The organism is Rhodovulum sp. DZ06, assembly GCF_050586345.1.
Lineage (GTDB): Bacteria > Pseudomonadota > Alphaproteobacteria > Rhodobacterales > Rhodobacteraceae > JBOCEF01.
In genome coordinates this window covers 12,607-31,964 of sequence record NZ_JBOCEF010000047.1, presented here as the reverse complement: position 1 = coordinate 31,964, position 19,358 = coordinate 12,607, and the positions used below count along the sequence as shown (strand labels likewise).

At 73.5% G+C, this 19,358-nt stretch carries 18 protein-coding genes and 1 pseudogene; 11 read left to right on the top strand and 8 right to left on the bottom strand.

The features are described 5' to 3' along the window. Positions 1 to 178 precede the first annotated feature (178 nt). The 4 genes and pseudogenes from ACQ5SO_RS17480 to ACQ5SO_RS17465 all read right to left on the bottom strand — a co-directional run bounded on the left by ACQ5SO_RS17480 (position 179) and on the right by ACQ5SO_RS17465 (position 2,988). On the bottom strand, positions 179 to 799 hold the full coding sequence (locus tag ACQ5SO_RS17480) for a periplasmic heavy metal sensor (protein ID WP_430942921.1): 621 nt from the start codon (positions 797 to 799) through the stop codon (positions 179 to 181). Positions 800 to 866: 67 nt separating this feature from the next. Further along, complete coding sequence (locus tag ACQ5SO_RS17475; protein WP_430942920.1) at positions 867 to 1,490, bottom strand: hypothetical protein; 624 nt, start codon at positions 1,488 to 1,490, stop codon at positions 867 to 869. Positions 1,491 to 1,546: 56 nt separating this feature from the next. Continuing rightward, positions 1,547 to 2,173: pseudogene (locus tag ACQ5SO_RS17470) on the bottom strand (RNA polymerase sigma factor); the annotation flags it as partial. 200 nt (positions 2,174 to 2,373) lie between these two features. Continuing rightward, a complete protein-coding gene (locus ACQ5SO_RS17465; RefSeq protein WP_430942919.1) occupies positions 2,374 to 2,988 on the bottom strand; it encodes an EF-hand domain-containing protein in 615 nt (204 codons plus the stop codon). Between the two features lie 346 nt (positions 2,989 to 3,334). On the opposite strand from ACQ5SO_RS17465, the gene ACQ5SO_RS17460 reads away from it, so the two are divergent. From ACQ5SO_RS17460 to rpmG, 4 genes are all read left to right on the top strand, one after another. Continuing rightward, complete coding sequence (locus ACQ5SO_RS17460; protein ID WP_430942918.1) at positions 3,335 to 3,817, top strand: DUF983 domain-containing protein; 483 nt, start codon at positions 3,335 to 3,337, stop codon at positions 3,815 to 3,817. A gap of 146 nt (positions 3,818 to 3,963) precedes the next feature. Next, entirely contained in the window at positions 3,964 to 4,713 is a 750-nt protein-coding gene (locus ACQ5SO_RS17455) for an NUDIX hydrolase (protein ID WP_430942917.1), read from the top strand. Between the two features lie 215 nt (positions 4,714 to 4,928). Further along, positions 4,929 to 6,101: an MFS transporter gene (locus ACQ5SO_RS17450; RefSeq protein ID WP_430942916.1), complete on the top strand. Its 1,173-nt coding sequence runs from the start codon at positions 4,929 to 4,931 to the stop codon at positions 6,099 to 6,101. A 172-nt stretch (positions 6,102 to 6,273) separates the two neighbouring features. After that, the gene (gene rpmG / locus ACQ5SO_RS17445) at positions 6,274 to 6,441 is read left to right on the top strand and encodes a 50S ribosomal protein L33 (RefSeq protein ID WP_430942915.1); all 168 of its coding nucleotides are present in this window, start codon (positions 6,274 to 6,276) and stop codon (positions 6,439 to 6,441) included. Between the two features lie 150 nt (positions 6,442 to 6,591). Here the strand turns inward: rpmG and ACQ5SO_RS17440 are convergent, their stop codons facing one another. After that, positions 6,592 to 6,960, bottom strand: a complete 369-nt coding sequence (locus ACQ5SO_RS17440; protein WP_430942914.1) for a hypothetical protein — start codon at positions 6,958 to 6,960, stop codon at positions 6,592 to 6,594. A 184-nt stretch (positions 6,961 to 7,144) separates the two neighbouring features. Here ACQ5SO_RS17440 and ACQ5SO_RS17435 point away from each other — a divergent pair, with 184 nt between their 5' ends. The 3 genes from ACQ5SO_RS17435 to ACQ5SO_RS17425 all read left to right on the top strand — a co-directional run bounded on the left by ACQ5SO_RS17435 (position 7,145) and on the right by ACQ5SO_RS17425 (position 10,357). Continuing rightward, entirely contained in the window at positions 7,145 to 7,792 is a 648-nt protein-coding gene (locus ACQ5SO_RS17435; protein ID WP_430942913.1) for a DsbA family oxidoreductase, read from the top strand. Between the two features lie 82 nt (positions 7,793 to 7,874). Next, positions 7,875 to 8,363: a hypothetical protein gene (locus tag ACQ5SO_RS17430; RefSeq protein ID WP_430942911.1), complete on the top strand. Its 489-nt coding sequence runs from the start codon at positions 7,875 to 7,877 to the stop codon at positions 8,361 to 8,363. 140 nt (positions 8,364 to 8,503) lie between these two features. Then, positions 8,504 to 10,357 carry an ABC-F family ATP-binding cassette domain-containing protein gene (locus ACQ5SO_RS17425; RefSeq protein WP_430942910.1) on the top strand — a complete coding sequence of 618 codons (1,854 nt, stop codon included), beginning with the start codon at positions 8,504 to 8,506 and terminating at the stop codon, positions 10,355 to 10,357. 218 nt (positions 10,358 to 10,575) lie between these two features. Here the strand turns inward: ACQ5SO_RS17425 and ACQ5SO_RS17420 are convergent, their stop codons facing one another. After that, on the bottom strand, positions 10,576 to 12,744 hold the full coding sequence (locus ACQ5SO_RS17420) for a ComEC/Rec2 family competence protein (RefSeq protein ID WP_430942909.1): 2,169 nt from the start codon (positions 12,742 to 12,744) through the stop codon (positions 10,576 to 10,578). Between the two features lie 127 nt (positions 12,745 to 12,871). On the opposite strand from ACQ5SO_RS17420, the gene gltX reads away from it, so the two are divergent. From gltX to ACQ5SO_RS17400, 4 genes are all read left to right on the top strand, one after another. Then, entirely contained in the window at positions 12,872 to 14,290 is a 1,419-nt protein-coding gene (gltX, locus tag ACQ5SO_RS17415; protein WP_430942908.1) for a glutamate--tRNA ligase, read from the top strand. A 476-nt stretch (positions 14,291 to 14,766) separates the two neighbouring features. After that, on the top strand, positions 14,767 to 16,056 hold the full coding sequence (gltA, locus tag ACQ5SO_RS17410) for a citrate synthase (RefSeq protein ID WP_430942907.1): 1,290 nt from the start codon (positions 14,767 to 14,769) through the stop codon (positions 16,054 to 16,056). Positions 16,057 to 16,218: 162 nt separating this feature from the next. Continuing rightward, complete coding sequence (locus ACQ5SO_RS17405; protein ID WP_430942906.1) at positions 16,219 to 16,686, top strand: YbjN domain-containing protein; 468 nt, start codon at positions 16,219 to 16,221, stop codon at positions 16,684 to 16,686. 121 nt (positions 16,687 to 16,807) lie between these two features. After that, entirely contained in the window at positions 16,808 to 17,284 is a 477-nt protein-coding gene (locus tag ACQ5SO_RS17400) for a YbjN domain-containing protein (protein ID WP_430942905.1), read from the top strand. Positions 17,285 to 17,311: 27 nt separating this feature from the next. Here the strand turns inward: ACQ5SO_RS17400 and lpxB are convergent, their stop codons facing one another. Both lpxB and ACQ5SO_RS17390 read right to left on the bottom strand, forming a co-directional pair. Then, positions 17,312 to 18,481: a lipid-A-disaccharide synthase gene (gene lpxB / locus ACQ5SO_RS17395; RefSeq protein ID WP_430942926.1), complete on the bottom strand. Its 1,170-nt coding sequence runs from the start codon at positions 18,479 to 18,481 to the stop codon at positions 17,312 to 17,314. An 8-nt stretch (positions 18,482 to 18,489) separates the two neighbouring features. After that, a complete protein-coding gene (locus ACQ5SO_RS17390) occupies positions 18,490 to 19,350 on the bottom strand; it encodes an LpxI family protein (RefSeq protein ID WP_430942904.1) in 861 nt (286 codons plus the stop codon). Positions 19,351 to 19,358 lie beyond the last annotated feature (8 nt).

Genomic DNA, 19,358 nt, shown 5'->3' with positions numbered 1-19,358 from the left:
CGAAGCCGAAGCCGAAGCCGAAGCCGAAGCCGAAGCCGAAGCCGAAGCCGAAGCCGAAGCCGAAGCCGAAGCCGAAGCCGAAGAAAACGCCGTCCCTCCACCGACCGGCACGAAAAAAGGCGCCCGCAGGCGCCTTTCCCCGTTTCCCCGTCCCGGCCCGCCCGGCCCGGGCGCGGCCTCAGTCGCGCCACCAGCGGCGGCGGTCGTCATCATCGTCGTCGCCATCGCCGCCGCGATGCCGCTCGCGCCAGCCGTCGCGGTCCTTGCCGTGCCAGCGCCTGCGGCCCAGTTCCTCGACCAGCTCGGCGCGGGTTTCGGCGGGCAGGCCGGCGGCGAATTCCACCATCGCCTGGTCGAGCAGGCCCTTGCCCTCGACCTCGGCCTGCCGCGCCGCCCGCAGCGCATCGCGCAGCGCCTCCGGGTCGAACGGCTCGGCCCCCAGCGCCGCGGCCACCGCCGCGCGGGTCTCGCGCCAGCGCGGGCGCAGGGCGTCGAAATCGGGGCGATGGGCGCGGAACAGGTCCCGCGCGGCGTCGCGCTGCTCGTCCGGCAGGCGGTGCATCATCCGGTGCAGGGTGAAGGCGTCGAGCCCCGCGGCGGGCGAGGCGCCGGGCGGGCCGTGGCGCAGGAAGGCGCCCGCCATCCCCCCCAGCAGCAGCAGGTTGAGGCACAGCGACGCCGCCAGCGCCCAGCCCACCCAGCGCCGCCGGCGGCGCGGCGGGGCGGCGGCGGGCCCGCCGGATTCGGGGGTCTGCGGATCGGGCGCGTCCGGCCCGGGCGGGGTCTTGTCGTCGGTCATCGGCAGGGATCCGGGATCGGGCCGCCGCGAGGGGCGGGGGGAAACGGGCTTGCGGTCATCGGCCCCGTCATTGGGCGGGGTCCACCGCGAAGGGGTCGAATTCGGTCATCAGCGCCGCGGACATGAAGCTTTCCTCGGCCGACGCGCCCGACAGCGCGCCATAGACCGGGTCGACCAGCGTCTCGGGGGCGCTCCAGCCCAGGAACAGGCCGACCAGCGCGCAGGCGGCGAGCGCGGCGGGCGCCGCGAAGCCGTGCAGCAAGGCGAAGGGCGAGGGGATCTCGCGCCGCGCCCGGCGGCGCAGCGGGACCACGCGCGGCGGCACGGCGTTCGGCGGCGCGGCGTTCGGCGGCGCGGCCGCCTGCTCCTGCACGGGGGCCGGGGGCGTGGCCGGGGCCGCATCGGGCGCAAGGGCCGCGTCCGCATCGGCGAGGATCCGCGCCATCAGCGCGTCCGGGACCGCGCCCTCCGCCTCGGGCGGCGCGGCGACGAGCCCGGCCAGCGCGGCGTCGAGCGCCGCGGCCTCCGCCAGCGCCGCGCGCGCCTCCTCCAAGGCGTCCAGCAGCGCCGACGCCGCCGCGCGCCGATCCGCGGGCCAGTCCTCGACCGTCCCGCCATGGATCTCCGAGAGCAGGCGGAACTCCTCAAGGGTCATCGCGGCGCCGTCCGCGCCGGGGATACGATCGCCCATCTCTCGCTCCTTTCCGCCAGTCGTCTTTCCAGCCCCAGTCATCTTTCCAGGCACAGTCATCTTTCCAGCCCCGCACCCTCGAGGCCAAGCCCCCCGCGCCGCGGCGCGAGCGCCTTCGCGAGGCTCCGCTTGCCGCGGGCCAGCAGGCTTTCCACCGCCTCGACGCTCAGGTCCATCCGCGCGGCGATGTCGGGGTTCGACATCTCGGCGAAATGGCGCAGCAGCACCGCCTGGCGCTGCCGGTCGGGCAGCGCGTCGACCGCGGCGCGCAGGGCGGCGCCGCGTTCATCCGCCGCCATCCGCGCCAGCGCCGAGGGCGTCTCGTCCTCGGTCTCGGGCGCCTCGTCGCCCGACAGCCGCTTGCGGCGGCGCAGCCGGTCGATGCACAGGTTCGCCGCCACCCGGTGCAGCCAGGTCGAGAGCTTCGCCTCGCCCGGGCGCCAGTCGGCGGCGGTGCGCCACAGGCGCAGCAGCGCCTCCTGGGTCACGTCCTCGGCCTCCGCCTCGTCGCGCAGCATGCGCCGCGCCAGCGCCAGCACGCGCGGGGCGTGCCGGGCGGCGATGGCGCGCGCGGCGGCGCCGTCGCCCGCGGCGAAGCGGGCGACCAGGGCGTCGTCCTCGGCGGCCGAGGCTGCGTCGAAGGGCATGGTCATGCGCCTTTCCGTGCGTCCTTTCGCGCGCTCCCGTCAAGCGCCGCCGGCCTGCGTCCACCGGATCGCGCGGGGCGTCAGCCGGGGCGCAAAGATGCGGGGCGTGCGGAGGCGGGACGGATCGGCCGCGCGCGTCCCCCCGTGGTCGTGGAGGGGGGATGAGGGGGCGGGACGCGCGCGGCCGCCCCCTCCCGCGCCGCATCAGCCCGGGCGCGGGAGGGGATCTCGGCCGATCAACCTTCGTCGTCGTCCATCCAGAAGCCGCCGTGGCGGCCCTTGCCGTGATGGCCGTCATGATGGCCCCACTTGCCGTCGCGCCCGCCGTGGCGGCGCTCCATCCGCTCCTTCATCATCGCGAAGGCGGCGTCGGCCTCGGCCCGGGTCACGGCGCCGTCATCGTCGGCATCGGCCATGTCGAACATCCGCTCCATCCGGCGCTCGGCGCGGCCCTGGCGCATCGCGGCCATCTCCTCGGCCGACACGGCGCCGTCCTTGTCGGCGTCGAGCCGCTCGATCATCCGCGCCACGCGCGCTTCGATCCGGGCCTGCATCATCTGCATGCGCGCGGCGGTCAGCTCCTCGGCGGTCAGCTTGCCGTCGCCATCCGCGTCGGTCGCGGCGAAGCGGCGCTGCGGGGCGGCGGCGGCTTCCTCGCGGGTCACCTTGCCGTCGCCATCGGCGTCGAGGGCCGAGAACATGCGCTCGATCCCCGGCATGCGGGGGGACTGGGCGCCGTCCTGGGACCCGTCCTGGGTCTGGGCGCCGCCCTGGGCCATGGCGCCGGCGACGCCGCCGACCATCAGGAGAGCGGCGAGCGAGGCGGGAAGCAGGGGACGATTGCTGAACATGTCTGTCTCCTCGAGAGCTGCGCCGACCCCCGAGGGGGAAGAGGGCCGGCGGTTCAATCCCCGGCGGAGGGGACGGGCGCTGCGCCGCGCCCCGTCCCGCCGGGTTCAATGGTCCAACGCGCCGGGCCGGGGGTTCCGTCGCATTTTTTTCGAAGATTTTTGGGTCGCGGGCGCAGCGCCCCGCGCGCACGGGCCGATGACTTCGGCGCGAGACCGCCGCGCCCGCCGCGCCGTTTCCGCCCGAAAGCGTCGCGCCCGCAAGGGCTTCGCGGGGCGCGAGCGACACGGCGCCGCAAGACCAAGCGCCCACTGGCGCAGCGGGGGCCGAACCCTCACATTCCGTTCCATGCATATAGACCCGAACATCACGGCCCGGGAGGCCGACGCGGCGCCCGCGCCCGACGCGGCCCCCGCCGCCGGCGCGGACAGCGCGCCGATCATCGAGAACGACGCCGAGACCAACGGCGAGCGCTCCATCGGAATCGCCCTGCGCCGCGGTTGGCGCCGGGCCTGCCCCCGCTGCGGCGGGGGGCCGGTCTTCGACGGCTACCTGACCGTGCGCGACCAGTGCATGGTCTGCGGCGAGGAGCTGCACCACCACCGCGCCGACGACATGCCCGCCTGGATCACCATCCTCGTGGTCGGGCATCTCGTGGTGCCGATGCTGCTGACGGTGAACGACTTCTGGGCGCCCGAGATGTGGGTGCACATGGTGATGTGGCCCGTGGTGGTGCTTGCGCTCAGCCTGCTGCTGCTGCCGCGGTTCAAGGCCATGGTGGTCGGGCTGCAATGGGCCACCCGCATGGGCGGGTTCGAGAAGAAGAGCTGACCCGGCGCGCGCCGCACATCCCCCCTTCCGGACGGGCGGCCCATCTGCGGTCGCCCGTTCCGCATTTCGAACCGCGCCCGCTGGACAGCCCCGCGCGCGGCGGGTCATAGTCGCCGCGAAAACAAGATGGATGGGGGGAGCGCAGCATGACCGACGGCGCCCGGGCAGGCGGGGCGGAAGCCCCGGCGAAGAAAATCGACAAGCAGGCGATCCGCGACGCCGCCACGCTGGTGCTGGCGCGCAATGACGGCGACGCGCCGCGGGTGCTGATGGGCATGCGCGGCAAGGGCGCCGCCTTCATGCCCTCGAAATTCGTGTTCCCCGGCGGCGCGCTGGACCCCGAGGACCGGGCCATGGCCGACGCCGCCTGCGCGCGCGGCGACGCGCCGCTGGCCGAGGCCTGCGCGCGCCGCCTCGCGGCCCGCGCGCCCGAGGGGCTGGGCCTGCCGCTCGCCCTCGCCGCGATCCGCGAGACCTGGGAGGAGACGGGGCTGCGCATCGGCCGGCCCGACGCGGACGCCGCCGCGCGGCTGGCCGCCGAGGCGCCCGAGGGCTGGCGCGGCTTCTACGACAAGGGCGTCGCGCCGACGCCGGACGCGCTGACCTTCGTGTTCCGCGCGGTCACGCCGCCGTTCCGCCCGCGCCGCTTCGACGCGCGGTTCTTCCTGGCCGACGCGGCCACGGTGGTGGGCGACCCGGATGATTTCTCCGAGGCGTCGGATGAACTCTCGCACCTGACCTGGGTGACGCTGGCCGAGGCGCGGCGGCTCGAGCTGCCGCTGATCACCGAGGTGGTGCTGGCCGAGGTCGAGGAGATTCTCTCGGGCGCCGGCGGCGACCGCCCGGCCCCGTTCTTCCACCACGATGGCGACCGGTCCTATTTCGACGCGCTCTGAGCGCGCGCCGACGCCTTCGACGACCGAAGGGCCCGCCGCCATGGCGGGCCCTTTCGCGTTCGCGGGCCCGGGCCGCCCCGGGGCGGCGCCCCGCGGGCGACGGCGCGGCGCCGTCCCACCCGGCGGCGCCCGCCCCCCTTGCGCCGCGGCGCGCGGGGGCCGAGGGTTCCGGCGCGCCGCCCTTCCCCGCGCGCGCCCCCTCTCCCGGAGCCTTCATGACCGCGCCCCCGACTCCCGACGCCCGCCCCTCCCCCGCCGGGCTCTTCGCCGCCATCGCCGCAGGGGTGATGTCGGGCTTCTCGCTGTCGATGGCCTTCCCGTATTTCGGCCTGTCGCTGAAGGCGATGGGGGCGGACAACCTGGTGATCGGCCTCAACGCCGCCGCCCCGGCGCTGGCGATGGTGCTGGGGATGCCGCTGCTGCCGGGGCTGATCCGGCGCCTCGGGCTGCCGCTGTTCCTGCCCGCGGCCGCCGCGCTCTGCGCGTTGTCGCTGCTGGCGCTGCCGCTGTGGCGCGACCCGGCCTGGTGGACGGCGCTGCGCTTCCTGCACGGCCTCGGGGTCGCGGCCTGCTTCTACGCCTCCGAGCTCTGGATCGTCGCCGCCGCCCCCGCCGCCCGCCGGGGGCGCTGGATCGGCATCTACGGTCTGTTCCTGTCGATGGGATTCGCCTCGGGCCCCGCGGCGCTGCAGGTGATGGATCTGTCGGGCTGGGGCCCGCCGCTGCTGGCCGCGGGGGTGTCGGTGCTGTCGATGGCGCCGGTGATCGCGGCGCGGCGGGCGGCGCCGGGGGGGCTGGGCGAGGCGAGCTCCCTGCGCCGGAGCCTGTCGTTCCTGCGCTCGGACCCCACGCCGATGGCGGCGGCGGCGGCCTTCGGCGCGGTGGAGATGGGGGCCTTCGCGATGCTGCCCGTCTGGGGGCTGGGAATCGGCCTCTCGCAGGATGCGGCGATCCGACTCGCGGTGCTGGTGGCGCTGGGGAACGTCGCGCTGCAGGTGCCGCTGGGGCTGGCGGCGGACCGGTTCGACCGGCGGATGCTGATCGCGCTGGCGGGGCTGTCCTGCGTGCTCGGGGCCGCGGCGCTGTCGCGGATCGGGGCGGACGGTCCGGCGCTGTGGCTGGTGACGGCGGCCCTCGGGGGGATGGCGGTCGCGCTCTATTCCGTGTCGCTGGCCGAGCTTGGCGCGCGCTATGAAGGCGGCGCGCTGGGCCAGGCGGCGGCGGCCTTCATGACCTGCTACGGGCTCGGGGCGCTGGCCGTGCCGCCCTTGATGGGAGCGGCGGCGGACGCGGCCCCGCCGCACGGGATGCTGTGGGTGCTGGCGGGGACCGGCGCGCTCTGCGCCGCCGTCGCGCTGGGGCGCGCGGGGCGGCGCCGCGGGGGCTGAGCGCGCGGCCTCCCCTTGGCCCCAACCTTCGCGCCTTCGCGGGGAAAATCCCCCCGGATGCGCTTGACAGCGCCGCCCGCCGCTGTATGAAGCGGCTTCAACATTTTCCTTCACTTGGCGCGGTCGAAACCGCGCCCCTAGCGGGGCGACGCCCCGGCAGGAGAGCGAGACCATGGCGAAGCCGACCACCGTCAAGATCCGCCTGAACTCCACCGCGGGCACCGGGCACTTCTACGTCACCAAGAAAAATTCGCGCACCATGACCGAGAAGATGGTCGTGAAGAAATACGACCCGGTGGCGCGCAAGCACGTCGACTACCGCGAAGGCAAGATCAAGTGATCTGCGCCCCGCGCACACCGCGGGGCCCCATCGCGACGACGTGACGGCGGAGAACTTCCGCCTTCAGGCATGAACAGGGGCGGACCTTCGCGGGTCCGCCCCTTTCGTTTGCCTGGAGGGGCCGGGAGCGCCGGCCCCTGCCCCTGCGCCTCAGACGAACAGGTCGTCGGTGGCGGTGAAGGTGAAGACGTTCTCGTCATTGCCCTCGAACACCGCCCAGCCGAGCGTCTCGCCGCCCGCGTCCTTCACATTCGCCGGCGCCTTCCACACCGCCCCGGCGTCGGCCTCCCCGTCGCCGTCGATATCGACCAGCGCGAAGCGGAAATCATCGGCCTCGGCCCCGGTCTTGCGGGCCGCCTCGCGCGCCGCCTGCACGGCCGGAAGCAGCAGCGCCGCCGCCTCGGGGTCCGCCCCGGCGAAGAAGGCGTCGAGCTTCGCGAACTCGATGAATTCATACATGAAGCCGGAGGTCTCGGGGTCGGCGGCGAACACGGCTTCGATCAGTTCGGACTTGTTCATGACTTCTCTCCAATCGGCGGGCGGCACGGCCCGGGGGTCAAACGTCTCGCGGCTGGAAAACGCGCGCCGCGGGACTCATCCTGCGGCGCCTCCCGTGACGCACCGGTGACAGGCGCCGCCGCCCCCGCGCGCGGCGCATCATCGTGAATTCCAACGCCCCCGCCCTTGGGATAAGCTGCGCGCCATGATTACGCTCGATGTCATCTCCGACCCGATCTGCCCCTGGTGCTATATCGGCAAGACCCAGCTCGACCGGGCCCTCGCCGCGCGACCGGACCACCCGTTCGACGTGTTCTGGCGCCCGTACCAGCTCAATCCCGACATGCCGCGCGAGGGGATGGACCGCCGCGCCTATCTCTCGGCCAAGTTCGGCGGGGACGAGAAGGCGGCCGAGGTCTACGCAGCGGTCGAGGCCGCCGCCGCCGAGGCCGGGCTGAAGATCGACTTCTCCAAGATCGACCGCACGCCCAACACGCTCGACGCCCACCGGCTGATCCGCTGGGCGCGGGTCGAGGAGGTGCAGGGCAAGGTGGTGGACGAGCTGTTCCGCCGCAATTTCGAGGATGGCGAGGACATCTCCGACCCCGCGGTCCTCTGCGCCGCCGCCGCCGCGGCGGAGATGGACGCGGACCTGGTGGCCACGCTGCTCGCCTCGGACGCCGACCTGCAGGAGGTGCGGGACGAGGACGCCCAGGCGCGCGAGATCGGCGTGCGCCGGGTGCCGACCTTCATCGTCAACGAGCAATACGCCCTCCAGGGCGCCCAGCCGCCCGAGATCTGGGCGAAGGCGATCGAGGAGCTTTCGGGCCCCGCCCCCGCGGGAACCGCCTGAGCGCCCCCCACCCCCGCCCCGCCCCGCACCCCCGCCCCGCCCCGCCCCCCGCCCCGCCCCACCGCATCACAGGAGACGGCCGATGACCGAGATGGACGCCAGCGGGCTCGCCAACATCTTCCTCACCCTCGGCAATCACTGGGCCGCCAAGTGGCTGGCGCTGCTGCTCGGCCTGCGCGCGGTCTGGACGGTGATCGCCTGGCGGCGCTGCCCGCAGATGCGCGGCGAGGGCGCGGGGATGAGTTTCAACGGCAACGAGCGGCTGTGGAAGCTGCGCTTCGCCGCCGTCATGCTGCTGGGGATCGGCCTCTCGGTCTGGGGCCTGCTGCGGCTGGCGCGCGAGGGGGCCGAGGCGCCGCTGGCGCTGATCGCGCTGGTGGTGGGGATCTACCTCTTCACCACCGAGCCCGTGCGCCGCACCCTCGCCGATGCGCGCAAGCGGGTGCATGACAGCGTCGGCGCCCCGACCCATGCCAACAACCTGTCGATGCTGCGCGACACCCACGTGAAGCTCGCGGGGGCCGAGGTCTCGATCTTCCTGCTCTTCGCCCTCGGGATGACCGTGGCCTGACGCCGGCGCGGCGGGGGCCCGCCCCCTCGCACGGGCCCCGGCCCGGCGACGCGGCGCCCCCCCGTCCGACCGCACTCCGGCCGCACTCCGGCCGCACGGACCGCTTGACCAGCGCCCCGGCTGCGGGCACATCCCTGCGCATGGCTGAACCTCCCCTCCTCACCCTCACCGACATCACCCTTGGCTGGGGCGGCGCCCCGCTCTTCAAGGACCTGTCGCTCGTGATCCAGCCCGGCGACCGCATCTGCCTCGTCGGCCGCAACGGGTCGGGCAAATCCACCCTGATGAAGGTCATGGCGGGCGATGTCGAACCCGATTCCGGGGAACGCTTCGTGCGCCCCGGCGCCTCGGTCGGCCGCCTGCCGCAGGACCCGGACCTCTCGGGCTTCGAGACGCTCGGCGACTACGCCGCCGCGGGCCTGCCGCCCGAGGAGCGCTGGCGCGCCGAATCCGCGATGGACGCGCTCGGCGTCCGGCAGGACGCGCACCCCGACTCGGCCTCGGGCGGCGAGCGCCGCCGCGCCGCCCTCGCCCGCATCGTGGCCGAGGGGCCGGACGTGATGCTGCTGGACGAGCCGACCAACCACCTCGACATCGACGCCATCGCCTGGGCCGAGGAGCACCTCGCCCAGACCCGCGCCGCCTTCGTGCTGATCTCCCACGACCGGGCCTTCCTGCGCCGCCTGACGCGCCAGACCCTCTGGCTCGACCGCGGCGAGGCGCGGCGGGTGGAGCGCGGCTTCGACGGGTTCGAGGAATGGCGCGACAAGCACTGGGAAGAGGAAGACGCCCAGCGCCACAAGCTCGACCGCCTGATCAAGGCCGAGGCTCGCTGGGCGGTCGAGGGCATCAGCGCCCGGCGCAAGCGCAACATGGGCCGGGTGCGGCGGCTTCAGGAGATGAAGTCCGAGCGCGCGGGCCAGATCCGCCGCCAGGGCGCCGCGGCGATGGAGCTTTCGGCCGGGCCCAAGTCGGGCAAGCTGGTGGTCGAGGCCAAGGGCATCTCCAAGGCCTTCGGCGACCGGGTGATCGTGAAGGATTTCTCGATCCGGGTGATGCGCGGCGACCGGGTGGCCTTCGTGGGCCCCAACGGCGCGGGCAAGACCACGCTCCTGCGGATGCTGACCGGCGACGTGGCGCCGGATGCAGGCGAAATCCGCCTCGGGACCAACCTTGTTCCGGCGGTGTTCGACCAGGCCCGCGCGCAGTTCGACGAGGAGGCGTCGCTCTGGGAATCGCTCACCCATGACCCGCAGCTGGGGGTCTCGGGCAATTCCGACCAGGTGATGGTGCGCGGAACCCCGCGGCACGTGGTCGGCTATCTCAAGGACTTCCTGTTCGACGAACGCCAGGCCCGCGGGCCGGTCAAGGCGCTCTCGGGCGGCGAGCGGGCGCGGCTGCAGCTGGCGAAGATCATGGCGCGGGAATCGAACCTGCTGATCCTCGACGAGCCGACCAACGATCTCGATGTCGAGACGCTGGACCTCTTGCAGGAGCTGGTGGCGGATTTCGACGGCACGGTGCTGCTGGTCAGCCATGACCGCGACTTCCTCGACCGCACCGCCGCGACCACCATCGCGATGGAGCCCGGGGGGCGGGCCACCGTCTATGCCGGCGGCTGGACCGACCACCTGGCGCAGAAGAAGCTGGCCGGGGGCGATGTCGGCGCTTCCGGGGCGGCGCAGGCGAAGAAGCCGAAAGGCGCGAAGAAGCCCGGCGCGAAACCCGAGCCCGCCCCTGCTCCGGCGCCCGAGGCCGCCCCGCGCTTCACAGGGTCCCAGGCAAGGCGGCTCGAGGAGCTTCCGGCGGTGATGGAGCGGCTCGAGGCCGAGATCGCGAAGCTGGAGGAGTTCCTCTCCCAGCCCGACCTTTACGACACGGCGCCGGTGAAATTCGCCAAGGCGACCGAGGGGCTGACCGAGCGGCAGGCGGCGCTGGCCGCGGCGGAAGAGGAATGGCTCGAACTGGAAGCGGCGAAGGACGCGGCGGGCTGAGGCGAAGCGGCGCCCACGGGCCGAAACGACGACGCCCCGGGGAGGACCCGGGGCGTTTCGCGTCTGGGGGGAGGCGCCTGGGGGCAGCATCCGGCGGGGACGTCCGGCCCCTCGGGGGGACAGGCCCCCCGCTCGGGGCCGGAGCGGCGCGGGGCGCCGCGGCGCGCGCATTGCGGGAAGGGGCGGGGACGCCCGGCCATGCGCCCGGCGGCGTCGGCTCAGCTTCCCGCCGCCCCGTCGAACAGCGCGCCGACATCCTCGTCCGGCCCCTGCCCGCCGCCGGGCAGCCGGGTCCAGATCCGGCCCGCGCTTTCCTGCAGCGCGCTGCGGATCACCAGCCGCCCGTCCTGCACCTCGACCGACAGCGCCCCGAGGCCCGCCAGCCGCTCGGGCCCGAGATAGACGCACGGGCCCACCGGCGGCTCGGGCGCGGCGGGGGCGATCAGCAGCACCTGCTTGGTGCAGTCGCGGGACATGGTGTCCACCCGCGCGCGCCCCGAGAACCGCACCAGCGTCCAGCCGCCGCCGAGATCGCCCTCGACCCGCCGGCCCTGGCGCAGCAGGCCCGGGCGCGACGCGGCCTCGGACTGGTCGCCGGCGTCGCCGTCCGCGGCGAGCCAGCTCTCGATCGCGTAGCCCTGGCCGCGGGCGCGGTCCACCGCCCGCCCGTCCGGCCCCATCAGGCCAATCGCCGCCCCCTCGGGCGCCACCAGCAGCGTCGGGCGCCGGTCGGCGGCGGCCCAGAGCGCGAGCCCCAGCGCCGCGGGCGCCAGCCCCAGCGCCCGGGTCGGGCGGCAGCACAGGCACAGGAACAGCCCGCCGAAGGTGATCAGCGCGGCCGAGATCATCGGCGCCTCGGGGATCGGGCGCACCGCGCCGGGCAGGTCCGAGGCCCAGCGGGCCACGAACAGGATCCAGTCGATCGCCCAGCCCATCACCGCCAGCGCCGGGCCTTCCAGCCCGAACGGCGCCAGCACCCCCGCCACCGCCGCGGCGGGCATCGCCACCAGGCCCATGGCCGGAACGGCGAGCATGTTGGCCACCAGCCCGTAGGCGGGCATGCGGTTGAAGCTCATCGCCGCGAAGGGCGAGGTGGCGATCCCCGCGATCAAGGAGGTCAGCGCCAGCGCCAGCACCCAGCGCGAGACGGCCGAGGCCCGCCCGCCCTCGGACCACGCCCGGCGGGCGACGCGGCCCCAGGGGCTTTCCCACGCCGCCACCAGCGCGAGGGCCGCGGCGAAGGACATCTGGAAGCCCGCGTTCAGAAGGCTCTCGGGCCGCCAGAGCAGGATCACCATGGCCGCGGCGGCCAGCGCCCGCAGGCTGATGGCGGGCCGGTCGATCAGGATCGCGATCAGCGCCGCGGCGGCCATCACCCAGGCCCGCTGGGTGGCGACCGAAGCGCCCGACAGCGCCAGGTACCCGGTGGCCGCGACCAGCGCCACGATTGCGGCCGCCTTCTTGGTCGAGAACCGCTGCGCCGCCCCCGGCACCAGCGCCAGCCCGCCGCGCACCGCGCCGAACACGATCCCCGCCAGCAGCCCCATGTGCAGGCCCGAGATCGCCAGCAGGTGCGCCAGGTTGGAATCGCGCAGCGCCTGCAGCGGCTCGGCCCCGATCTCGGCCCGGCTGCCGACCAGGATGGCCGCGGCGAAGGCCCCCGTCTCTCCCGGCATCTGCGCGCCGATGGAGACCGCGATCCGGTCCCGAAGCTCGGCCGTCGCGGCCCCGAGGCGGTTGAACAGGCCCGTCGGCGGGCGCCGTTCCGACAGCATCGCCGGGCCGCGGGCATAGCCGACGGCGCCCAGCTCGTCGAACCAGGCGTGGCGGCGGAAATCGAATCCCCCCGGCTCCACCGGCGCGCCGGGGGGCGAGAGGCGGGCATAGACCGCGATCCGGTCCCCCACCCGCACGGGGCGCGAGAAATCGCCCTGCAGCAGCGCCAGCCGCACCCTCTCGGGCGTGCGCCCCTTGGGCAGGCCGTAGATCACCACGTCCGACAGCTCCGCCCGCAGCTGGTCGGCGCGCGAGCGTGAAAGCTCGGCCACCCGCCCCTCGACCGTGGCGTCCAGCGCCTCGGACAGCATCGGGGCGGCGGCGACATGGGCGCGGATCGCGGCGGCGGCGAACCCGGCCGAGGCGAGCGCGATGATGGCGAGCAGATAGGCCGCGGCGGTGCGCGCGCGCATGGCGGCGGGGCCGACGATGACCGCGGCGGCGATGGCGCAGGCGATGGCCCAGCCCGAGGGCTCGGCCTCGGCCGCGAAATAGGCCCAGATGCCGAGGCCGAAGATCACCGGCGTCCACAGGCCCAGCCGCTCGCGGTCCGGGGTCAGCGCCGCGCGCAGCCAGGCGAATCCGCCGAGAAGGCGCGCGAAAGCGCCCACGCGGCGCGGGGCGCCGTGGGTCCGCGGAAATTCCGCCCCATCCGATTCAATGCGCCCGTGCAACGCGCTTGTTCTCCCGCGGCCGGGTTGCCATAACACCGGCGCACATTAGACGAATTCAGGACATATGACAGCCATGAACGCCCCCGCGCCCGTCGTCACCCGCTTCGCCCCCTCCCCGACCGGGTTCCTGCATATCGGCGGGGCGCGCACGGCGCTGTTCAACTGGCTCTATGCCCGCGGCCGGGGCGGGAAGTTCCTGCTGCGGATCGAGGATACCGACCGCGCCCGCTCGACCCCCGAGGCCACCGCGGCGATCCTCGACGGGCTGAAATGGCTCGGCCTCGACTGGGACGGCGACGCGGTGAGCCAGTTCGAGCGCGCCCCCCGCCACGTGGAGGTCGCCGAGGCGATGCTCGCCTCGGGCCATGCCTACAAGTGCTGGTCCACCAAGCAAGAGATCGACGCCTTCCGCGAGGCGGCGAAGGCCGAGGGGCGCCCGCCGATGTTCCTCTCGCCCTGGCGCGACGACCAGGACGGCCCGGCGGATGCGCCCTACGTGATCCGCCTGAAGGCCCCGCGCGAGGGGTCGGTGACGGTGAACGACCAGGTGCAGGGCGACGTCACCTGGAAGGCCGACCAGATGGACGACCTGATCCTCGTGCGCTCCGACAACACCCCCACCTACATGCTGGCCGTGGTGGTCGACGACCACGACATGGGCGTCACCCACGTGATCCGCGGCGACGACCACCTGACCAACGCCGCGCGCCAGTCGCTGATCTACACCGCCATGGGCTGGGACCTGCCGGTCTTCGCCCATATCCCGCTGATCCACGGGCCGGACGGCGCCAAGCTCTCGAAGCGCCACGGCGCGCTGGGGGTCGAGGCCTATCGCGACATGGGCTACCTGCCGCAGGGCCTGCGCAACTACCTCGCGCGCCTCGGCTGGTCGCATGGCGACGACGAGTTCTTCAGCGACGAGCAGATGCTGGAGTGGTTCGACATCACCGGCATCAACAAGGGCGCGGCGCGGTTCGATTTCGACAAGCTGGCGCATCTGAACGGCCAGCACATGCGCGCCGCCGACCCGGCGCAGCTTTGCGCTGCGACAGAAGCGCTCTTCGCAGCGCAGCATGACGCGCCGTTCCCGGAGGGGAAACGCGCGATGCTGGCCGCGGCGATGCCCGGGCTGCAGACCCGCGCCAAGACCGTTAAGGAGTTGTTGGACCTCACCTATTACATCACCGCGGAGGGGCCCCTGGACTTCGAGCCGAAGGCCGAGAAGCACCTGACCGAAGAGACGCGAGCGATGCTCGCCGCGTTGACTTCGCGGTTGCGGAATGCTAGCTCGTGGCAGGCTGAGGAACTGGAGGGGACGGTGCGAGACTTCGCGGAAGACCAAGGTCTTAAGCTGGGCAAGGTCGCACAGCCCCTGCGCGCCGCCCTGACCGGGCGCGCCGTCTCGCCCGGCGTTTTCGACGTCATGGCCGTGCTCGGCCGGGACATCACCCTTGAAAGGCTGGAGGACGTCGCGGCGTCCTGACGGGCCCGCAACGCGGGCGCGGGGACGCCTGGCGCGCGCGGCGCGCCGCCCCCCGGCCCGCGCGCAGGCCCCTCCCCCTGCCCCCGCCGCCCCCGCTGACAGGGGCCGGCGGACCCGCGCCGCCCCCGGGCGTGCTGCGGATGCGAAACGACCGTCCCGCGCGCCCTTCGGCGCGCAGCCGAAGGACGGAGCGCGGCGGCCGATCCGCCCGCATCCCGAACAGCCGGCCCGCCCTGGCGGACGGCCCGCCCCGCCGCACGGCCCTGCGGCGCGGGACCCAGGCCGCGGCCGCCTTCCCGGCGGCGCGGCCGTCCTCGGGCCGCCGCCCCGCGCCCCACAGGCGCGACCCCGGGCGCGGAACAGGACCATGACGGCCGGCGTGGACGAGCACGCCGCCCCCGCCGCAGGCGCGAACAGGTCGCGCCCGCGCAGCCATTCGGCGCGGCGACCGCGCCCCTAAGGAGGAGTGACCCCCGATGACCACCCCCAAGACCGCGACCCTCACCCTCGGCGAACAGTCGATGGAACTGCCGGTGTATTCCGGCTCCCTGGGCCCGGACGTGATCGACATCGGCAAGCTCTACGCCGCGATGGACGTGTTCACCTTCGATCCGGGCTTCACGTCCACCGGGTCCTGCGAATCCAAGATCACCTTCATCGACGGCGACAAGGGCGAGCTGCTGTACCGCGGCTACCCGATCGACCAGCTGGCCGAGAAGTCCCACTATCTCGAGGTCTGCTACCTGCTGCTCTACGGCGAGCTGCCCTCGGCGACCCAGCTCGAGGATTTCGAGACCCGCGTCACCCGCCACACCATGCTGCACGAGCAGATGCAGGGCTTCTACAAGGGCTTCCGCCGCGACGCCCACCCGATGGCCATCGTCTGCGGCGTCGTCGGCGCCATGTCGGCCTTCTACCATGACAGCACCGACATCACCGACCCGTGGCAGCGCGAAGTCGCCACCATCCGCCTGATCGCCAAGCTGCCGACCATCGTGGCCTGGGCCTACAAGTACTCGATCGGCCAGCCCTTCATCTATCCGCGCAACGACCTCGACTACGCGTCGAACTTCCTGCACATGTGCTTCGCGACCCCGGCCGAGGAGTACCACGTGGACCCGATCCTGGCCCGCGCCATGGACCGGATCTTCACGCTGCACGCGGATCACGAGCAGAACGCGTCGACCTCGACCGTCCGCCTCGCCGGCTCCTCGGGCGCCAACCCGTTCGCCTGCATCGCGGCCGGCGTCGCCTGCCTCTGGGGCCCGTCCCATGGCGGCGCGAACGAGGCCTGCCTGCAGATGCTGCGGGAGATCGGGACCGTCGACAAGATCCCCGAATACGTCGCCCGCGCGAAGGACAAGGACGATCCCTTCCGCCTGATGGGCTTCGGCCACCGCGTGTACAAGAACTTCGACCCGCGCGCGAAGGTGATGAAGGAATCGGCGGACGAGGTCCTGGGCCTGCTGGGCGTCGAGGACAACGAGACGCTGAAGGTGGCCAAGGAGCTGGAGCGCATCGCGCTCGAGGATCCGTACTTCGTCGAGAAGAAGCTCTACCCGAACGTCGATTTCTACTCGGGCATCATCCTCGAGGCGATGGGCTTCCCGACCTCGATGTTCACCGCGCTGTTCGCCATGTCGCGCACCGTCGGCTGGATCTCGCAGTGGAAGGAGATGATCGAGGAGAAATCCAAGATCGGCCGTCCGCGCCAGCTCTATACCGGCGCCGCCAACCGCGACTACGTGGAGGTGGAGAACCGCTGATCAGCGGGTCTTCGCACCGACCGGACAGGGCCCGCGGCGCATGCCGCGGGCCTTTTTCATGGCCGGGCGCGGGGAAACGCGACAAGCGCGCGGAAACATCTGCGCGCGATGCTTGATAGTCTGCCCGGGACGACTCGATTCCCTGAGACAAGGACCTCACCGATGCGCCTTTCCTTCGCCGCCCCCGCCGCCGTCGCGCTGCTCCTCTCCGCGCCCGCCGCGGCCGAGGACCTGTTCACGCCGCAGAACTCGATGAACATCCTGCGGTTCCTGAAGGATGACGGCTACAAGGCGACCATGGACGTCGACGCCAGCGGCCGGCCCAAGATCAGCTCCAGCGCCGAGGGCGTGAACTTCACGGTCTTCTTCTACGATTGCACCGACAAGACCGACTGCCGCTCGATCCAGTTCCACGCCGGGTTCAACAAGCGCGACCCGATGACGACGGCCGAGATGAACGCCTGGAACCGCTCCAAGCGCTATGCGCGCGCCTATGTCACCGATGACGGCGACCCGATCATCAAGATGGACATCAACATGGATTACGGCGTCTCCCGCAGGAATTTCGGGGACACGTTCCACATCTGGCGGCTGCTGCTGGCCGATTTCAAGAAGCACATCGACTGGTAAGGGCGCCCTGCCCCGAAATCGCCGCCTTCGCCCCTGCACCGCGCCGCGGTTCGGTGCAGGATGGCGGGCGATGAAGACCGGGGCGGGCCCCGCGCCCGCCCGCGCGCCAGGAGAAGACGCCATGATCCCCCGCCGAACCGCCCTCGCCGCCGCGCTCGCGCTGCTCTGCGCCCCCGCCGCCCAGGGGGCCGACCTGATCGCCGCCGCCGATCCCGACGGCGTGGTCGCGGCCATGCAGCGGCTCGGCTACCGCGCCATGCTGGACGTGGACAACGTGGGCGACCCGATGATCCGCTCCGCCTCCTCCCGGATCGAGTTCGAGGTGCTGTTCTATGACTGCGATGACGGCCGGGCCTGCCGCGCGCTGCAATTCTCGGCCGGGTTCGACCTCGAGGACGCGGTTCCGATGGAGCTGCTGAACCAGTGGAACGCCAGCCACCGTTTCGGCGCCGCCTTCCGGGACGAGGAGGGCGACCCGTTCCTGCAATACGACGTCACCACCCTGGGCGGGCTGACCGAGGAGAATTTCGCCGACATCGTGGACTGGTGGCGGGTCGCGCTGTCGGGCTTCGCCGAGCATGTCGACTACCGCCCCTGAGCGGCCGGCCGGGGAAGCGGCGGCGGCTCAGCCCCGCCCGAGCGCCCGCAGGACCGAGTCCGCGGCGCGTTCGGACGGCGCCGGGCCGCCGCGGCCGAGCATCTCCAGCGCCTCGGCCGCGCGGGACCGCTGCGCCTGCGCCGCCGCCTTGTCGGTCAGCAGGCGCGTGACCGCCCCCGCCGCCGCGTCGGGGGTGAAATGGCGCTGCAGGAACTCCGGCGCCACCGGCGCATCCAGCAGGATGTTGACCAGGGATGCGTATTTCACCTTGATCAGCCGCTCGGCGATCCAGGCGGTGAGCGGGTTCATCCGGTAGGCGATGACCTGCGGCGCGCCCATGGCCGCAAGCTCCAGCGACACGGTCCCCGAGGCCGCCAGCGCCGCGTCGCAGGCGGCGAAGGCGGCGAACTTGCGCGCCTCGGACGCCGCCGGGGACATGCCGCGCGGGTCGAGCACGCGGACCTCGCCCGGCCAGGACGCCGCCTGCGCCTTCACCGCATCCGCCACGTTGCCCGCGGCCGGGACCACGGCCACGAGGCCCGGGACCTGCGCCTGCACCCGCGCCAGCACCTCGCCGAACGGGGGGGCGATGCGGCTGACCTCGCCGTTGCGCGAGCCCGGCAGGATCACCAGCATCGGCCGGTCGCCGATCCCGAGATCCGCGCGCAGGGCGGCGCGGGCGGCTTCGTCCGGGACCGGATGCTCGATCACCGGGTGGCCGACGAAATCGCAGGTCATGCCCGCATCGGTCATCCAGGGCGGCTCGAAGGGCAGCAGGGCAAGCACGTGGTCGACATAGGCCGCCATGTGCTTGGCCCGCCCCGGTCGCCAGGCCCAGACCGAGGGCGCGACGTAGTGGATGGTCTTCAGCCCCGGGTCGGCAGCCCGCGCCTTCGCCGCCACCCGCAGCCCGAAGGAGGGGCTGTCGACGGTGATCAGCGCGTCGGGCCGAACCTCGGTCACGTGGTCGGCGGTCTGGCGGATGCGGGCGAGGAGCGCGGGGATCTTCGGCACCACCTCGGCCAGGCCCATGACGGCCAGCTCGTCATTGTCGAACAGGGGGACCAGCCCCGCCTCCTGCATCAGCGGGCCGCCGACGCCGGTCACCTCGACCGGTCCGCGGGCCTTCAGCGCGCGGATCAGGGGGGCCCCGAGGCGATCCCCCGAGGGCTCGCCCGACACCATCACGAGGCGCAGGGGGGCGGTCATGCGGGCGCCTCGGACGCAGCCCAGACGGCGAGGTTCAGCCGCTTCGCCTCCGCCGCCACCTCGGCCCGCCCGAGGATCAGCGCCCCCCTGGCGGCGACGCAAAGACCGGTCAGGCCGGCGGCATGGGCGCGGCGCAGCGTCTCGGGCCCGATGGCGGGCAGGTCCATGCGCCGGTCCTGCCCCGGCTTCGGCCCCTTGTAGAGCACCCCGCCCGGCGCCGTGCGCACCCGCCCGGGCAGACCCTCGACCTGGCCCAGCAGCACATCCGTTCCGCCGATCGCCTCGACCCCGAGGCACAGGCCCCCGGCCACCACCGCGCCCTGCCCGACGTCGAGCGGCCCCAGCGCCGCCACGATGGCGCGGGCGCGGGCGGCGTCGGCCTGTTCCGCCTCGGTCGGCGCGCGCCCCAGCGGGCCCTCCTTCGCCACCAACCCCTCGAGCAGGTCCTGCGCGGCGACGAGGCGAAACCCCTCGGCCTCGAGCATCTGCGCGAAGCCGCGCAGCATCTCGTCATCGCCCTTGCCCAGCAGCGCCAGCGCCTTCGGGGCCAGCTTCAGGGCGGTGGCGTCGAATTTCAGCGGATTGAGCCGCGGGCGCGTCATCCCGCCCGCGAAGCAGACCCGCCCGCAGCCCGCCCCGCGCAGCGCGGCGAAGAGGCGGCCGGGTTTTTCATGCGGGATCTCGGCGCCGGGATAGGCGGCGGCCCAGGGCAGCTCGGTCCCCGCGAAGCGGATCACCAGCGGCGGACGCCCCGCCTCGGCCTCGGCTTCGGCCACCAGCCGCGGCAGGTCCCCGCCCCCGGCGATGATGCCGAGCGCGCCCTCTCCGGGCGACGCCCCGGCGCGAGGCCCCGTCATGGCGTGGA

Coding starts and splice junctions, on each gene's coding strand:
- ACQ5SO_RS17480 (WP_430942921.1), bottom strand. CDS start 799: ATGACCGACGACAAGACCCCGCCCGGGCCGGACGCGCCCGATCCGCAG.
- ACQ5SO_RS17475 (WP_430942920.1), bottom strand. CDS start 1,490: ATGGGCGATCGTATCCCCGGCGCGGACGGCGCCGCGATGACCCTTGAG.
- ACQ5SO_RS17465 (WP_430942919.1), bottom strand. CDS start 2,988: ATGTTCAGCAATCGTCCCCTGCTTCCCGCCTCGCTCGCCGCTCTCCTG.
- ACQ5SO_RS17460 (WP_430942918.1), top strand. CDS start 3,335: ATGCATATAGACCCGAACATCACGGCCCGGGAGGCCGACGCGGCGCCC.
- ACQ5SO_RS17455 (WP_430942917.1), top strand. CDS start 3,964: ATGACCGACGGCGCCCGGGCAGGCGGGGCGGAAGCCCCGGCGAAGAAA.
- ACQ5SO_RS17450 (WP_430942916.1), top strand. CDS start 4,929: ATGACCGCGCCCCCGACTCCCGACGCCCGCCCCTCCCCCGCCGGGCTC.
- rpmG (WP_430942915.1), top strand. CDS start 6,274: ATGGCGAAGCCGACCACCGTCAAGATCCGCCTGAACTCCACCGCGGGC.
- ACQ5SO_RS17440 (WP_430942914.1), bottom strand. CDS start 6,960: ATGAACAAGTCCGAACTGATCGAAGCCGTGTTCGCCGCCGACCCCGAG.
- ACQ5SO_RS17435 (WP_430942913.1), top strand. CDS start 7,145: ATGATTACGCTCGATGTCATCTCCGACCCGATCTGCCCCTGGTGCTAT.
- ACQ5SO_RS17430 (WP_430942911.1), top strand. CDS start 7,875: ATGACCGAGATGGACGCCAGCGGGCTCGCCAACATCTTCCTCACCCTC.
- ACQ5SO_RS17425 (WP_430942910.1), top strand. CDS start 8,504: ATGGCTGAACCTCCCCTCCTCACCCTCACCGACATCACCCTTGGCTGG.
- gltX (WP_430942908.1), top strand. CDS start 12,872: ATGACAGCCATGAACGCCCCCGCGCCCGTCGTCACCCGCTTCGCCCCC.
- gltA (WP_430942907.1), top strand. CDS start 14,767: ATGACCACCCCCAAGACCGCGACCCTCACCCTCGGCGAACAGTCGATG.
- ACQ5SO_RS17405 (WP_430942906.1), top strand. CDS start 16,219: ATGCGCCTTTCCTTCGCCGCCCCCGCCGCCGTCGCGCTGCTCCTCTCC.
- ACQ5SO_RS17400 (WP_430942905.1), top strand. CDS start 16,808: ATGATCCCCCGCCGAACCGCCCTCGCCGCCGCGCTCGCGCTGCTCTGC.
- ACQ5SO_RS17390 (WP_430942904.1), bottom strand. CDS start 19,350: ATGACGGGGCCTCGCGCCGGGGCGTCGCCCGGAGAGGGCGCGCTCGGC.